Origin of the sequence: Streptomyces sp. NPDC046465, assembly GCF_040646035.1 — a bacterium.
GTDB lineage: Bacteria > Actinomycetota > Actinomycetes > Streptomycetales > Streptomycetaceae > Streptomyces.
The window spans coordinates 177,828-193,536 of record NZ_JBEYZK010000003.1 but is presented as its reverse complement, the minus strand read 5'-3'; the positions used below and the strand labels follow the sequence as shown (position 1 = coordinate 193,536).

The window sequence follows — 15,709 nt, the reverse complement described above, 5'->3', positions numbered from 1 at the left end:
CGTACGGTGCGTGTCACCCGGTCAGCTCTGCTGGTCGTCGGCGTCCGCGTCCATGAGACGGGTCGCGTCCTCGTCCGACATCCCCTCGATCAGGGCGAGCAGGTCGTCGCCGCCGTCGGCTTGGGCGCGCAGCCGGTCGACGGTCTCCGCGAGGTGGGCCACCGTGGGCGAGCGGAAGAACTCCGCGAGGCCGACCCGTACCTGGAAGCGCTCGGAGAGCAGCGACATCAGCGAGGCGGCCTGGAGGCTGTTGCCTCCGACCGCGAAGAAGTCGTCGTGCACGCCGACCCGGTCCTGCCGCAGGGCCTTGGCGAAGATCTCCTCAGCGAGGATGCGCTCGGTCTCCGTGCGGGGCAGGGCTCCGCCGGTCTCCCGCGCCGCCAAGTGGCTGGGATCCGGATCGGGCAGGGCCCGCTGGTCGACCTTGCCGCTGACCGTGAGCGGGAGCGCCTCCAGCGTGACGAAGAAGGACGGCACCATGTAGCCGGGCAGCCGGGCGGCCGCGTGTGTCCGCAGCTCGGCCGCTTCGACCGGGGCGCCCGAGGAGGCCGTGTAGGCCACCAGGTGCCGCTCGCCGTGCGGGTCCGCCCAGGGCACCACGGCGACTTGGCTGACACCGGGGCAGGTCGCCAACGCGGCTTCCACGTCACCGAGTTCGATGCGCAGGCCGCGGATCTTCACCTGCTGGTCCTTGCGCCCGACGAAGACGAGGCTGCCGTCACGGCGCCTGCGCACCAGGTCACCGGTGTGGTAGAGGCGGCCGTCCGCGGTGCTGTCGAACGGGTCGGCGACCACCTTCTCGCGCGTGAGCTCGGGGGCCCCGAGATATCCGCGCGTCAGCCCTTCGCCGCCCACGAGCAGTTCGCCGACCACGCCGTAGGGCACCGGCTCCAGGTGCTCGTCCAGGACGTGCGCGACATGGTTGGCGATGGGCAGGCCGATGGGCGGGGAGGCGTCCCAGTGCCCGGGGCACTCGTGGACGACCATGGTGACCGTGCACTCCGTCGGTCCGTAGCCGTTGAAGAAGCGGTGGCCGTCGCGGTTCCAGCGGTTCACCAGCTCGCCGGGGAAGGCCTCGCCCCCGACGAAGACGATGCGCAGGTCGGGCAGGCGGTCGGGGTCGAGCAGGGCCAGTACCGCGGGCGGCAGGTCGACGACGGAGATGTGCTCCTTCTCCAGCATCTCCTGCAACAGGACCACATCGAGGCGCACGTCGTCCGGCACCAGGTGCAACTGCGCGCCGGTGAGCAGCGCGTTGAACATCTCGCCTACGGAGACGTCGAAGTTCGCCGACGCGTAGCCCAGTACGTGGTCGTCGGGGGTGAGGTGGAAGAGGTCCTTCATGGCCTCGACGAACCCGGCCACCGAATGGTGCTCGATGAGTACACCCTTGGGACGGCCGGTCGTGCCGGAGGTGTACAGGACGTACGCGACATCCGAGGGGGTGACCTCGTAGGCCGGGTCGTCACCGTCCTGAGCGGCCAGGTCGTCCGCGAGGCGCTCCAGGACGAGGATGTCGTGGCCGCCCGGCAGGCTCTCGGCGCACGCCTCGTGGGCGAGCACGGCGACGGGCGCGGCGTCGTCGAGAATGGAGGCCATCCGGGCCGCCGGGTAGCCGGGGTCGACCGGCACGTACGCGGCGCCCGACTTGAGCACCGCGAGGACGCCCGCGATCAGATCGGGTGTACGGCGCAGGCACAGCGCCACCCGCTCGCCGGGCGCCGCACCGCGTGCGCGCAGCACTCGGGCAAGGCGGTTCGCCCGCTCGTTGAGTTCGGCGTAGGTGAGCTGCTCCGTGCCGACGGCCAGGGCGACGGCGTGCGGAGCGGTCCGCACGCGCTCCTCGAAGAGCGCGGGGACGGAGAGGCCGGGTACGGCGAGAGACGGGCCTTGCCACCTCGTCAGCATGTCCTCGCGGGCCGCGTGCGTGAGCAGCGGTGTCCTTGAGACCGTCAGGCCGGGGTCGGTCAGCACCGCGGTGAGGGCACGCTCGTAGTGGGCGAGCAGCTCCTCGACGGTCTCGGGGTCGAGGAGGTCGGTGTTGAACTCGGCCTCCACGACGCTGCCTTCGGGGCGCTCGGTGACGTTCCAGCTCAGGTCGAAGCGGGAGGTACCGGCGTCGAGGTACTCCTGGCGGACGTCGAGCCCCGCCAGCCCGAGGCCCTTGTCGACGGTGTTGTGGAAGGCGAACACGACCTGGAACAGCGGGGAACGCGACGGGTCGCGGCGGGGCCGCGCCACTTCCACGATCTTCTCGAAGGGCAGCTCGCCGTGCGCGAAGTCCTCCCGCACCAGCTCGCCGACGCGTCCGACGAGCTCGCGGAAGCTCGGGGCGCCCGACAGGTCGGCGCGCAGCGGCAGCATGTTCACGAAGAAGCCGATAAGGCGCTCGACCTCGACCTGGTCGCGGTTGGCCGTGGGCGTGCCGATGACGATGTCGTCCTGGCCGCTGTAGCGGTGCATGAGCAGCAGGAAGGCGGAGAGGTGGACGACGTAGGGGGTGACGCCGCAGGAGCGGGCGAGCCGCGCCACGGGGGCCGCGAGGTCCGGGGCGAGGACCCGGCGCAGATAGGTGCCGTCGTAGGTCGTCTCCGGGGGCCGGGCCCGGTCGGTGGGAAGTTCCAGGGTGGGGGCGCCCGCGAGCCGCCCGCGCCAGTACGCGGTCAGCTCTTCGTAGGTGTCGCCGGTGAGGCGGCGCCGCTGCCAGTCCGCGTAGTCGCCGTACTGGACGGCGAGGGGGGCCAGGGCCTCGGCGGCGTAGGCGGCCGAGAGTTCGTCCGTGAAGACGCCGGCCGACCAGCCGTCGAAGACGACGTGGTGGACGACGAACACGAAGAGGTGGTCCTCCGCGCCGAGGAGCGCCAACTCCGCCCGCCACAGGGGCGCTTCGGTGAGGTCGAAGGGTGTGCGCGCCAGCTCGGTGGCGAAGTTCCGGGCGGCGGCCTCGGCGCCCTCCGCGGCACCGGAGAGGTCCCGGACCGCGAGCGGGGCCCCGACCCGGGGGTCGGCCGCGGGCAGCACGCGCTGCACCAGGCCGGAGTGCGTGTCGACCAGCGAGGTGCGCAGGGTCTCGTGGCGGTCGACCACGGTCCGCAGCGCCCTGCGAAGGGCGGGTACGTCGAGCGCTCCCCTGATGCGGAAGCTGCTGGCGACGTTGTACGTGGCCCTGCCGGGTGCGAGCCGGTCGATGAACCAGAGGGTCTCCTGCGCATGGGAAAGGGGCGCGGGCTCCCGGGTGTCCCTGGGAGTCAGTTCCTGGCTTCGCCGGCCCTCGGATCCCGAGCGGAGCTGCGCGAGGAACTCCGCCCGGCGGCTCTCGGGCAGTTTGGCGAGTCTCTTGACCAGCTCGCTCATGGCAGATCTCCATTCGGCCGGACTTCGTGTACCGATTCGGAACGATAAAGAGAGGCCCCGGGGACTGTCCTCACCATCGGCGCTTGTTCCGGGTAAGCGTGACGCTTACCCCACTGTGGCTCAGCGATGAACGACTGCGTAAAGCCATTCGCTATTCCGCGATCCGGGCTCTGGATTAGTCTGCTTGCTGGCCGCGGCTGACCCATGTGCAGCGGCGGGCCACGGTGACCGTGCCGTCGAGAAGAGGAGCCGGACATGAACGACTCGCTGCATGGCGGAGGTTCGGGGGCGCAGGTCATCGCCTTGTGGAGCGCTCCACGCTCCCGCTCGACCGCGTTCCTGCGCATGATGATGGGGCGGGACGACGTGCTCGCCCTGCACGAGCCCTTTTCCCGCCTCGCGGACTTCGGTTCCGCGGAGGTCGGAGACCGGGTGGTGCGCTCCGAGGCCGAACTCATCTCCGCCATCGGGGATATGGGAACGAAATCGAGACTGTTCTTCAAGGACACCACCGATTTCCACTACCCGGGGGTGCTCGGGGATCGGGAATTCCTGCGCGACGTGTGCCACACCTTCATCATCAGGGACCCTGCCGAGGTCATCGCTTCGCACTACGCGCTCAATCCCGAACTGCGCCTGGAGGAGGTCGGGTTCGCCCGGCTGCAAGAGATCTACCTGGCGGTGGCTCAGGCCCAGGGGGCCGAGCCCGTCGTGGTCGACTCCGACGACCTCATCGAGCGGCCGGAGGCGACCGTACGCGCGTACTGCGAGCGGGTCGGGCTGCCGTTCGACCCGACCACGCTCTCCTGGTCCCCCGGCATGCCCGCGGAGTGGAAGCTGACGGCGCGCTGGCACCAGGACGCCAGCGCCACCGACGGTTTCGTGAAGAGCGCCAAGAAATACGCGGACACGGTCGAGAGCAACCCACTGCTCGCCGATTACCACCGGCAGGAACTCCCCTTCTACACCTACCTGTACGAGCGGCGCCTGCGGCCCGAAGAGGCGCCCGCACAGCCGTAGCGGTCGCGAGGGGGAGCAGGAACGCCGGGGCGAACGAGGGGGAATCAGTGACGCGAGACGGTAGTACGCCTTCCGTGGACGAGCGCATCAAGGCGCTGTCCCCCGCCCAGCGCGAGCTGTACCTGCGCATGCTCCGGGAGCGGGAGCAGGCTCGGCCGTCCGGCGCCGCCACCTCGCCCGCCGGGGCGGCCACCTCGTCGGGCGGCGTGATCGTCCTGCGCGAGGGGGCGGCCGGGCGCACCGATCCGATCGTGCTCACCCATCCCATCGGCGGCGGGGTCTTCTGCTACGGGAGGCTCGCCCGGCTCCTGGCCGGGCCGCATCCGGTCTGGGCGATCGCCGCCGACGAGACACTTTCCGGCGAACACCCGCCGACCGTCAGAGAGTTGGCCCAGCACTATCTGGACCTGCTCGGCGAGCGTGGGGTGGCGCACGCCGCGCTGCTCGGCGGCTGGTCCTTCGGTGGCCTGGTCGCGCACGAGATGGCGCGGTGCCACGCCGCCGCTGCCGGGCGGGCCGTGCCGGTCGCGCTGATCGACAGCGCGCCGTGGCCTGCCGGGACCGGCCCGTGGTCCCGGGCGGAGACGTTGCGGGCGTTCGTCGAGGACCTGCTCGGTTCGAGCGGCGCCGAGACCGACGGGGTGCCGCTGCCGGACGCCGTCTGGAACGCCCCGGTGCCCGAGGCGTTGGAACGCGCGGCCCGCGGCCTGGCGGAACAAGGGCTCGGCCTCGGCCTCGGCACGGCGGAACTCCGGAGCCGGTACGCGGTGTTCGCCCACGCCACCAGAGCCATGCAGCGGCACGCGCCGGGCGCCCATCACGGGCAGGTGACGCTGTTCCACGCCGACGGCTCGGACGTCAGTCCGGACACCTGGCAGCCCCTGTGCACGGAGGTCCCGCTGCGGCCGCACCCTCTCCCCGGAGACCACTTCAGCCTGCTGACCGGGGACACCGTGCACGACATCGCCCGCATTCTGCTTCACACCGTCAACGAAACTCAGGAGTACCGGTGACCGCGACCGAAGACGACTACCTCCACGAAGCGGAGATCTACGACGTTCTCTGGGCCGATCTCAACAGCTTCGATCTGCCCTTCCTGCTCACCGAGGCCAAGGAATTCGGCGGCCCGCTGCTCGAAATCGGATGCGGCACGGGCCGGGTGCTCCTGCCCTGCATGGAATACGTCGACCGCGCGGTGGGCGTGGACCGCTCCCCGTCGATGCTGGCCCAGGGCCGGATCAATCTGTCGGAGTCCGGCGTGGCCGAGGAGCGGGTCGGGCTGGTCGAGGGCGACCTGCGCGACTTCGACCTCGGTGAGCGCTTCAACCTCGTCCTCGCGGGCGGCCAGACGATGTTCCACCTGGAAACCGACGAGGACTGGCTCGCGGCTCTGGCCACCATTCGCCGGCACATGCTGCCGGGGGCGCGTTTCGTCGCGGGAGTGCCGGTCTTCCAGGAGGCGGACTTCACCAATTACCACAATCGTCAGCTTTTCGTCGACGAGATCCGTCACCCGCGTACGGGCCGACGGATCGCCCTGTGGGACTACAGCACCTTCGACTTCGAGAAGCAGAGCATCACGCGTCGGCGGGTGAGCGAAATCCTCGACGAGCAGGGCCTCGTCCTGGAACGCCGCCACGACATCCGCAAGAACATATACCGATTCCCGCCGGAGATCCGCACGTTGCTGGAGCAGGCGGGCTTCCACATCGAGCACGAGTACGGGGACTACGAGCGCAGCCCTTACGCGCCGGAATCCGAGGACTTCGTCTGGGTTGCCACCGCTTCCGAGTGAATGACCAGGACGTCAGAAAAAGGGGAAAAGCCGTGTTGAACGCGTCCGAGAATCCGGCAGGGCAGAGCGCCACGGGCGTGTGCGGGGCGTTGGCGGAAGTGGTGGGCCGGTGGCCGGAGCGCACGGCGGTCTCTGACGGTGCGCAGTCGTTGTCGTACGCGGAACTGGACCGCCGGTCGGACGCGCTTGCCCGGCGCCTGCGGGCGGCGGGGGTGGGGCGCGGCTCCTTGGTGGCGGTCTGCACGGACCGCGGCGCGGGCCTGATCGTCGCGCTCGTGGCGGCGCTGCGGACGGGGGCCGGCTATGTGCCCCTGGACCCGGGATATCCGAGTGAGCGGCTGCGGATGACGGTGGCGGACGCCGGTTGTGTGGCGGTGGCGGCCCCGGGGCGGCTGGCGGAGACGTTCGCCGGGGTGGGAGGCGCGTTCGTCGACCTCGACGACACCGGTACGCCCGATCGCGGCACGGAGGGCGCCGACGGCGAATGGACTCGGGTGTCGGCGCTGGACACCGCGTACGTCATCTACACCTCGGGCTCCACGGGCCGCCCCAAGGGGGTGGCGGTCAGCCACGACAACCTGCTGCGGCTCTTCGCCACCTCGAAGGACCTGTTCGGCTTCGACGAGACCGATGTGTGGACGATGTTCCACTCGGCCGCGTTCGACTTCTCGGTCTGGGAGATCTACGGCGCGCTGCTGCACGGCGGCCGTGTCCACGTCGTGCCCTACGCCACCACCCGCGACCCGGACGCCATGTGGCGGCTGATCGGCGAGCAGCAGGTCACCATGGTCTCGCAGACCCCCACCGCGTTCGCGCACCTGGCGCGCGCGGCAGCCCGCGCCGGATACGGCGCCACCCGTGTGCGGCACATCGTCTTCGGCGGCGAGGCCCTGCAGCCCGCCCAGCTCGCCGACTGGGCGGCCCACTACGGCACCGACGCCCCCTGCCTGGTCAACATGTACGGCATCACCGAGACCACCGTGCATGTCACCCACCACCGCCTCACCCCGGCCGACCTGAGCGATCCCCGGCCGCACGGCACCCCCATCGGCACGCCGCTGCCGGACCTGACCGTCCATCTCCTGGACGAGCGGCTGCGCCCCGTAGCCGACGGCTCGATCGCCGAGATGTACGTCTCCGGGCCCGGCGTCACCAAGGGCTACCTCAACCGCCCCGACCTGACCGCGGGCCGCTTCCTGCCCGACCCCCACGTGCCCGGCGGGCGCCTCTACCGCACCGGTGACCTGGCCCATCGCACCCCCGACGGACGGCTCCACCACCACGGCCGCAGCGACCACCAGATCAAGCTCCGCGGCTTCCGGATCGAACCCGGCGAGATCGAGCGGACCCTCCTCGCGCACCCGGGCGTCCACGCCGCCGCGGTCACGCTCGACCGCAGCGACCCGACACACCCGCAGCTCGCCGCCCACACGGTCCTGACCGCGGGCGTCCCGGCCACCTCGGTCACCCTCAAGTCCCTCCTCGCCCACCTCGCGGAGCACTTGCCGCCGCACATGGTGCCCGCCACCATCACCCCTCTCGCCGCCCTCCCCACCACCCCCAACGGCAAGCTCGACCCCACTCAACTCCCGGCACCCGTCAGAACATGGGACGATGCCGAGCCTGCCGACGAACCGCGCGACGACATCGAGGAGGGCATCGCGGACAACTTCGCCCAGGTGCTTTCCCGTCGGCGCGTCGGCATCCACGACGACTTCTTCGGCATCGGTGGGGACTCGCTGCTCGCCATCCGTCTGATGGCCAGAGTGCGGCGTGACTTCGGTGTGCGACTGCAAGTTCGCGTGCTCCTCGAAGGGCCCACCGTGGCGCAGCTCGCGCAGGCGGTGACCGCGGAGCTGATGGCGGCGATGGACCCCGATCAACTCGACGCTCTCCTGGCCGCGCAGGAAACAGAGCCGGACGGTCCGGCCGCGCAGGCGCCCACTCACGAAAGGACGACATGAACAGTTCCGCAGACGGGCCGACGAAACAACGGAAGGCCCGCAGGGGGGAACTGCGAGAACTGGTCGGCCAGCGCGAGTTCAGGCTTCTCTACATCGGCCAGACGAGCTCCATCATCGGCGACGCGATCGTCCCGGTCGCCCTCGCTTTCGCCGTACTGGAGCTGACCGACTCCGCCACGGCCCTCGGCCTGGTGCTCGCCGCGCGGGTGATACCCACCGTGCTGCTGCTCCTCCTCGGGGGAGTCATCGCCGACCGCATGTCGCGTCGGCGCCTGATGCTCCTGTGCGACGCGGCCTGTTTCCTGTCCCAGTTGGCGCAGGGCGTCATGCTGCTCACGGGAACCGCCTCACTGCCGTCGATGGTCGCGCTCCAGTTCATCGCGGGTACCGCGGGAGCCTTCTTCCATCCGGCCGCCACGGGTCTGCTCCCCGAGGTCGTCAAGCCCGCGCAGCTGCAAAGAGCGAACGGGCTGATGGGGCTTAGCGAGAACACGGCGTACACCGTCGGCCCGGCCATCGCCGGTGTCCTGGTCGTCCTCTTCTCCCCCGGTGCCGCCCTGATCTTCGACGCGGCGACCTTCGCCGTCAGCGCCGCCGCCCTGTACCTCATTCGTCTCGCGCCCGCGTCCGCCACGGACAAGGAGGAGACGGAGAAGGCTTCGTCGATCTTCAACGACCTCAAGCTGGGCTGGGGCGAGTTCAAGTCCCGGACATGGCTGTGGACGATGGTGGCGTGGGCCGCCTCGTTCCATCTCCTGGTGCTGCCCGCCTGGCAGGTGTTCGGCCCCGCACTGGCCCGTGACGACCTCGGCGGCGCGTCCGCCTGGGCGATCATCAGCGCGTGCACCGGGCTCGGTTCGGTCCTGGGCGGCGTGATCGCGCTCCGCATGCGGCCGCGCTTCATCATGCGCGCGTCCTTCATGCCGCTCGGCCTCTACGGCCTTCAGCTCCTGGCCATCGCCCTGCTCGCACCGGTGCCCGTGATCGCCGTCGCCGCGATCATCAGCAACATCGGCCTCTCGATGTTCAACGTCTTCTCGCTGACCGCGATGCAGCAGAACGTTCCCATCGGCTCGATGAGCAGGGTGAGTTCGTACGAATGGCTGGGCAGCATCGGGCTGCTCCCCGTGGGCCAGGCCCTCGTCGGTCCCGCCGGCGGCCTGACGTCCACGACGACCGTCCTCATCGTGGGAGCCATGTGGATGTTCCTTACGCCCGCACTGTTGTTCGTGGTCCGAGATGCCCGCAATCTGGAGGCAGTGCACGAGGATCAGGAATCGGACAGCAAGGACATAGACTTCCGGCCACAGGCTGAGGCTGGAACCGCGTCCTGACGTTGTGGCTTGATCACGACCGCCTCGAAGCCACGCGGAATTCCGCTGGGGCGGCCGCAAAAGCACACGGTGCAGCGAAACTCAAGCCTTGACCTGTACAGCGAGAGTCGGCAGGGTCTACACCAACCAAACCGCCTTCATCACAAGCTGGGGCGGATGCGGGACGGGGAAGACCAACCGGGGGGAAATCAAGCCGAATGCCGTCGCGTCCAAGGGCTGCAACATGCCCGGGCGCGTACGAGCATGTGTGCGAGATTTCGGTTTCAATACCGTACGCCTTCTCATGTCCCCAGAGACGGGAAGCGAAACGGGGACCATGCCGATCGACGTACTCATCTGCGATCAACTGCCCATTGTGCGGAACGGAATCAGTGCGATTCTGGCGCCCGAAGAAGACATTCGCGTCATCGATTCCACGGATTCCGGGATCCACGCGATGATGATCGCCCGGACACGCCGTCCGCACGTCATCATCACCAGCCTCGCTCTGGACGGCCTTTCGGGCCTGGAAATGATCAAACGCCTCCGCAAGGAGGACATCTCCCCTGCTCCGCGCATCGTCGCCTTCACCATGGACGACAGCGACGACGTCATCTCCGCCCTGCTGCACGCAGGCGTGACCGGCCTGCTGGTCAAGGAGGTCGATCACGCGGAGATGGTCTCGGCGGTACACGCCGCGGCACGCGGACAAATGATGCTGGCGCCCCGGGTCGCCGAGCGGCTGGTCAGCTGGTTCCGCCGGCAGGACAGCCGCCCGGAAGGCAGTCTGCAACCCGTCGCGGCGGCCCTGACTCCGCGGGAGCGGCAGGTCCTCTCGCTCATCGCGCGCGGCAGGTCGACGGAGCAGGTCGCGGTGGACCTCGCCATCGGCATCGCCACGGTACGCACGCACGTGTACCGGCTGCGGAACAAGCTCGAGCTCAGGGACCGCGCCCAACTGGTCTCGTTCGCCTACCGCTCAGGGGTGATGCAGATGGCGACAGCTGACGGCTGACCCATCAGCTGTTCGGCCGACCCGTCCACCGGCGGTTCGACCGATTGGCCCTCAGCGCTTTGACGGAGCCGCACGTCCCGCTGCCGTACTAGCTGTTCTCCCCACGCGCCGACGAGCACGGTTTTCTCCTCGCCGGCGCGCGGGTCGGGAACACCCTCAGTGCAGCTTCGGGTCGAGGGCGTCGCGCAGTCCGTCACCGACGAAGACGAAGGCGAGCACGGTCACGACGATCGCGAGACTGGGGAACGCCCAGAGGTGGTCGCTGACGCCGATGAACTGCCGGCCCTCGGCGAGGATGTTCCCCCACTCCGGGACACCCGGGGCGACACCGATCCCCAGGAAGGAGAGCGAGGCCACGCTGACGATCGCCGTACCGGTGTTGAAGGCCGCGTAGACGAGGACGGGAGTCATCGAGTTGGGAAGGATGTGCCGCAGCACGATCCGGGTGTGCCCGGCGCCGAGGGCGCGGGCCGCGGCGACGTAGTCCGCTTCCCGTACGGAGAGCATCGAACTGCGCAGCAGGCGGGCCACGGTCGCCCAGGAAAACAGGGCAAGTGCCGCGATGACCGGCCAGACGCCCTGTCCCGTCACCAGGATGATGGCGATGGCTCCGACGAGCAGCGGGAAGGCCAGGAAGACATCCGCGGTCCGCATGATCACCGCGTCGACCCACTTTCCGGCATAGCCCGCGAGCGCGCCGAGCGTGACGCCGATGACGCAGGTCAGCACGATGGACGCCAGGCCGATCAGGAGGGCGAGGCGGGTGCCCGCGATCAGCCGGGAAAGCAGGTCACGGCCCAGGCCGTCCGTGCCGAACCAGTGCGAGCCGGACGGTCCCGCCATGGTGTTCTCTAGGTCCTGCGTGGCCGGGTCGTGGGGTGTGAGGAAGGGGCCCACGGCGGCGGTCAGCACCAGGCCCACCACGATGACCAGGCCGACCACCGCGAGCCGGTTCTGCAGGAACCGGGCGCGTACGACCCGCCAGTAGGTCGTCTGCGGGAGCCCCTCGGCGGCGGCTCCCTTCCCCTCCCCGGCCCCCTCACGGGGCAGGACAGCCGGGCCCTTGGTCAGTTCAGACATGGAGGTTCCTTCGTGTGGGCCGGAGTCACGGTCGGACCGGCGGAAGTTCAGCGGTCAGCTTTCCCGGATGCGTGGATCCAGGGCCGCGCACAACAGGTCCACGAGCAGGCTCAGGACGACGAAGACAGCGACGCCGTACGTCACCACGCCGAGGACGATGGGGTTGTTCTGCTGACGGACCGCGTTGACCAGGGCGAGTCCGACCCCGTCCCAGTTGAAGATCGCCTCGGCGATCAGGGCTCCGCCCATCAACAGGCCGAGGGAGATGCCGAGATAGGTGACGACCGGGATGATGCTGTTGCGCAGTACGTGCTTGAACAGCACGGTTCTGCGCGGCAGCCCTTTGGCGACGGCCGTCTTGATGTAGTCCGCCTGCAGCACTTCCAGCATCGTCCCGCGCATCAACCGGGCCACGAGCGCCGCGTCGACGATGGCCAGCGTCACCGCGGGCAGCACCAGGGACTTGATGGTGCCGTCGCTCAGGAGCGGGAACCAGCCCAGTTCGACGACGAAGAACTTCTGCAGCAGGAACCCGACCACAAAGGTGGGGAATCCGATGGTCAGCGTCGAGACGAACGTCGCCGAGACGTCCCAGATGCTGTACTTGCGCAGGGCCGCGAGGACGCCGACCGGAACGCCGACGGCGATATTGATGACGATGGCGGCAAGGGCGAGCTGTGCGGTGTTCAGCAGCTTGGGTGCGAGGATCTCGCTGACTTCGCGTCGCTGTACATAGTCCTCGCCGAGGTCACCGGAGACCAGCCTGCTGACATAGTGGAAGTACTGCTCGTAATACGGCTTGCCGAGGCCGTAGCGCTCCTGCAACTCGGCCACGACGACCGGGTCATGGGCATTCTCGCCACCTCCGGCCAGCGATCCGATCGGATCGCCCGGGAGCACGAAGAGGCAAACGAAGAGAACGACGGTCGCGCCTATGAGGACGATCAGCATCTGCCCGAAACGACGGGCAACAAAGCGCCCCATAAAATGTCCTCTCCCCTGTGCCGCTTCTTCACTTCACCTCTCGCGCTCCCCCTTGTGCTACTTCAGCGAGAGCTCCTCCAGAACCGGCGACTCTCCGAAGGAAAGGACATCGAGCCCGTTGAACTTGTCCTTGGCCGCAAGGCGGTACTCGGTCCGATGGAAGGTGGGGATGAGAGCCATGTCGTCCATGGCCACCTTTTCGGCCTGCTTGTAGATGCCGATACGCCGCTTCTCGTCCTTCGTGGCGCGCGCCTTGTCGACGAGCTTGTCGAAGGTGGGGTTGCTGTAGCGGCTGCGGTTGTCGCCCATGACCTCACCGCTCTTGTCCTTGGCGATCGAACCGGAGTGCAGGAGCGGGTACAGGTAGTTGTCGGGCGTCGGGTAGTCGGCGCCCCACGAGTACCGGAACAGTCCCGTGGCGTCCGCGCTCTGTTCGGCCTCCAGCCCGTCCCTGAAGGATTTGCCGCGGAGCTTCACCTTGAGCCCGAGCGTGTCCTCGAGCTGCTTGCCCACGGCCTGGATCCACTGGTCGTGTCCGACACCGGTGTTGAACACGATGGACAACTCGGTGCCCGGCTTGAGGCCCGCCGCCTTCGCGTGCGCCTTGGCCTTCTTGGCATCGGGCTTCAGGCAGGAGGCGCACAGCCCGTCCTGGTACGACGTGGGCAGCGCGGGCGGGACGATCGAGGACGCCGGCCGCTGGTAGCCCTTGTAGAGCCCCTTGGTGATGGCCTGGCGGTCGATCGCGTACGAGATGGCGAGGCGGGCGTCGCGGCTCTTGAGCGGCCCCTGGTCGGTGATCGGCAACAGGTAGTTCATGCCGTTGACGTCCTGCGTCAGCCATTTGCCCGCGGGCTTGAACTTGGCTTCGGCAGCCCGCAGTTGACCCGGCGGTACGTGGGCGTAGTCGAAGAGACCCGTCTGGAATCCCTGGTACTCGAGATCGAACATGCTCTGATCGTTGAGCAGGGTGATGTCCACCCCGCCGATCTTGGCCTTCTTGAGCCCGTAGCCGTCGTTGCGGACCAGCGAGATCTTCTTGTTGTGATCCCACTTCCCCGCCATCTTGAACGGGCCGTTACCGATCGGCAGATCAGCGAATTTCTTGTTCCCGCCGGTCCCGGCCGCCTTGGGGATCGGGCTGAACACCGTGTGCGCGGTCTTCTTGTCGAACTCGCAGTCACTCGCGGCGAGTTTGACCCGCAGCGATGTGGCATCGGGCGCGGACAGTCCGCTGAGCTGCTTCACCTTGCCGCTGCGCACCTTGTCGTAGCCCTCGATTCCATCGAGGTGGTACGACACGTCGGACGCCAGCTCCGGGCTCACCGAACGGTTCCAGCCGCGCACGAAGGCCGCGGCGTCCACGGGTTCACCGTTGGTGAACTTCGTGCCGCTCTTGATGGAGAACTTCCACTGCGTGCAGTCGTCGTTGGAACTGGCCGCCGTGGCGAGCCGAGGCTCCATCTCACCCTTGTGATTCACGCGGTAGAGGCCGGTGAACACGACCTCGGAGACAATCAGTCCCGTGGTCTCCGACGCCAGTCCCGGGTCGATCGAGACCGGTTCGGTCAGACCGAATCGGAAGGTTCCGCCATCGGCAGATCCCTGGCTCTGGGTTTCTCCACCACAAGCCGTCGCCGCCATGGCCAGGGCCGCGATACCCGCGGCCCATCTGATTCTCCCGACACCACGCATGCAGTTGCCTGCCTCCCTCGAAATCCCACCCTGGAGCCCAACTATTGGCGGGGGCAAGGCTCCTGGGCCACCCGGAGCCACGTCACGTTTCCATTACGCAGCGCTGCGGCGTGTTCCGTATCGGGAGCAATCGGGAGGGACGCCCATGCCACGGAAACGTAAGGGTAATTGGCGGCGGCCCGGCGCAGCCGATTCGTTTCCGCCCGTTCCGGCACGGTGTTTAACTCGCCTTCAGCGCTCGGGCTTAGACCGTCATAAGCAGAGTGATTACAGATGTGTCCCGGCAGTTGTTCTGTTGGCAGCGACCGGCCCCGTCGGTAGGCTCGAACGACGCGGCTTCTCGAAGGGCTAAACCGTTGACAGAACTTGCTGCCTCATCGCCACGCGCCGACTCCCATCCCCTCGCGGAGTACGGCTGGAACGACAGGGTCGAAGCGGATTTCGCCCCGTACGCGCTCAAAGGGCTGCTGCCCGGGCGCGTCGTCCGCGTAGACCGCGGCCGCTGCGAGGTGGTGACGCTCGCCGCGGACGGCTCCTCGGTACTGGCCCTGGACGCCGATCCGGCCCCCGTCGCCTCACGCGACCCCATGTGGGCCGTCTGTGCCGGTGACTGGGTGGCCCTGGACCCCGATGCCGACCCGGCCGCCGTGCGGGTCCTGCTGCCCCGCCGCACCGCGTTCGTGCGGTCCACCTCGTCCAAGCGGTCCGAGGGTCAGGTCCTCGCGACCAACATCGACTACGCGGTGATCGCCATATCGCTCGCCGTGGAACTGGAGTTGGAGAGGGTCGAGCGCTTCCTCGCCCTCGCATGGGAGTGCGGAGCGCAACCCATGGTCGTGATGACCAAGTCCGACCTGATCCACGAGCCGGAGACCCTCCGCTACCTGTCGGAGGACATCCGCGACGCCGCCCCCGACGTGCCGGTCCTCGCCGTCAGCTCACAGACCGGCGCGGGCCTCGACGAACTGGCGGCCCAGCTGTCCGACGGCACGTCGGTGCTCCTCGGCCAGTCCGGCGCCGGCAAGTCCACCCTGGCCAACGCTCTCGTCGGCCAGGATCTCCAGGAGGTCAAGGCCGCGCGGGACAGCGACGGAAAGGGCCGGCACACCACGACCCGCCGCGACCTGCTCGTACTCCCCGGGGGCGGCACCCTGATCGACACCCCCGGCCTGCGCGGCGTCGGCCTGTGGGACGCCGCACACGGCCTCTCCCTGCTCTTCTCCGACGTCGAGGACCTGGCGGAGTCCTGCCGCTTCCACGACTGCTCACACACCGCGGAACCGCGCTGCGCCGTCCTGGCGGCGGTGGCGGAGGGCGAGCTCTCCCCACGGCGCCTGGAGAGCTACCGCAAGCTCACGAAGGAGAACGAGTGGATCGCGGAGCGCATCGACGTGCGCCAGCGCGAGGAGGTGCGCCGGAACTGGAAACGCGGCACGAAGCGCGGCACGGCGCGCGACTGATCCGGCGTTCCGCCGTAACGCCCCGTCGT

At 68.8% G+C, this 15,709-nt stretch carries 11 protein-coding genes; 7 read left to right on the top strand and 4 right to left on the bottom strand.

Translation table 11 applies throughout. The features are described 5' to 3' along the window. Positions 1–21: 21 nt before the first annotated feature. Positions 22–3,354 carry an amino acid adenylation domain-containing protein gene (locus ABZ953_RS06165; protein WP_361717497.1) on the bottom strand — a complete coding sequence of 1,111 codons (3,333 nt, stop codon included), beginning with the start codon at positions 3,352–3,354 and terminating at the stop codon, positions 22–24. A 255-nt stretch (positions 3,355–3,609) separates the two neighbouring features. On the opposite strand from ABZ953_RS06165, the gene ABZ953_RS06160 reads away from it, so the two are divergent. The 6 genes from ABZ953_RS06160 (at position 3,610) to ABZ953_RS06135 (ending at position 10,461) form a co-directional block, all read left to right on the top strand. Beyond that, on the top strand, positions 3,610–4,374 hold the full coding sequence (locus ABZ953_RS06160; protein WP_361717494.1) for a sulfotransferase family protein: 765 nt from the start codon (positions 3,610–3,612) through the stop codon (positions 4,372–4,374). Between the two features lie 74 nt (positions 4,375–4,448). Further along, on the top strand, positions 4,449–5,387 hold the full coding sequence (locus tag ABZ953_RS06155; protein WP_361717491.1) for a thioesterase domain-containing protein: 939 nt from the start codon (positions 4,449–4,451) through the stop codon (positions 5,385–5,387). Next, positions 5,384–6,169, top strand: coding sequence for a class I SAM-dependent methyltransferase (locus tag ABZ953_RS06150; RefSeq protein ID WP_361717488.1), 786 nt, complete (start codon positions 5,384–5,386; stop codon positions 6,167–6,169). The genes ABZ953_RS06155 and ABZ953_RS06150 overlap by 4 nt, the downstream gene beginning before the upstream one ends. 32 nt (positions 6,170–6,201) lie before the next feature. After that, complete coding sequence (locus tag ABZ953_RS06145; RefSeq protein WP_361717485.1) at positions 6,202–8,133, top strand: amino acid adenylation domain-containing protein; 1,932 nt, start codon at positions 6,202–6,204, stop codon at positions 8,131–8,133. Beyond that, positions 8,130–9,467, top strand: coding sequence for an MFS transporter (locus tag ABZ953_RS06140; RefSeq protein ID WP_361717482.1), 1,338 nt, complete (start codon positions 8,130–8,132; stop codon positions 9,465–9,467). Before ABZ953_RS06145 ends, ABZ953_RS06140 begins: the two co-directional genes overlap by 4 nt. 316 nt (positions 9,468–9,783) lie before the next feature. Beyond that, positions 9,784–10,461 (top strand): response regulator transcription factor, encoded by a 678-nt coding sequence (locus ABZ953_RS06135; protein ID WP_361717479.1) that lies wholly within the window; start codon positions 9,784–9,786, stop codon positions 10,459–10,461. Between the two features lie 156 nt (positions 10,462–10,617). On the opposite strand, the gene ABZ953_RS06130 is transcribed toward ABZ953_RS06135, so the two are convergent. Genes ABZ953_RS06130 through ABZ953_RS06120 form a run of 3 tightly spaced genes read right to left on the bottom strand, consistent with a single transcriptional unit; the run spans position 10,618 to position 14,007 of the window. After that, positions 10,618–11,541 carry an ABC transporter permease gene (locus ABZ953_RS06130; RefSeq protein WP_361717476.1) on the bottom strand — a complete coding sequence of 308 codons (924 nt, stop codon included), beginning with the start codon at positions 11,539–11,541 and terminating at the stop codon, positions 10,618–10,620. Positions 11,542–11,595: 54 nt separating this feature from the next. After that, the gene (locus ABZ953_RS06125) at positions 11,596–12,525 is read right to left on the bottom strand and encodes an ABC transporter permease (protein ID WP_361717473.1); all 930 of its coding nucleotides are present in this window, start codon (positions 12,523–12,525) and stop codon (positions 11,596–11,598) included. 57 nt (positions 12,526–12,582) lie between these two features. After that, positions 12,583–14,007, bottom strand: a complete 1,425-nt coding sequence (locus ABZ953_RS06120) for an ABC transporter substrate-binding protein (RefSeq protein ID WP_361717470.1) — start codon at positions 14,005–14,007, stop codon at positions 12,583–12,585. 569 nt (positions 14,008–14,576) lie between these two features. On the opposite strand from ABZ953_RS06120, the gene rsgA reads away from it, so the two are divergent. Further along, positions 14,577–15,680 carry a ribosome small subunit-dependent GTPase A gene (gene rsgA, locus ABZ953_RS06115; RefSeq protein ID WP_361717467.1) on the top strand — a complete coding sequence of 368 codons (1,104 nt, stop codon included), beginning with the start codon at positions 14,577–14,579 and terminating at the stop codon, positions 15,678–15,680. Positions 15,681–15,709 lie beyond the last annotated feature (29 nt).

Coding starts and splice junctions, on each gene's coding strand:
- ABZ953_RS06165 (WP_361717497.1), bottom strand. CDS start 3,354: ATGAGCGAGCTGGTCAAGAGACTCGCCAAACTGCCCGAGAGCCGCCGG.
- ABZ953_RS06160 (WP_361717494.1), top strand. CDS start 3,610: ATGAACGACTCGCTGCATGGCGGAGGTTCGGGGGCGCAGGTCATCGCC.
- ABZ953_RS06140 (WP_361717482.1), top strand. CDS start 8,130: ATGAACAGTTCCGCAGACGGGCCGACGAAACAACGGAAGGCCCGCAGG.
- ABZ953_RS06135 (WP_361717479.1), top strand. CDS start 9,784: ATGCCGATCGACGTACTCATCTGCGATCAACTGCCCATTGTGCGGAAC.
- ABZ953_RS06130 (WP_361717476.1), bottom strand. CDS start 11,541: ATGTCTGAACTGACCAAGGGCCCGGCTGTCCTGCCCCGTGAGGGGGCC.
- ABZ953_RS06125 (WP_361717473.1), bottom strand. CDS start 12,525: ATGGGGCGCTTTGTTGCCCGTCGTTTCGGGCAGATGCTGATCGTCCTC.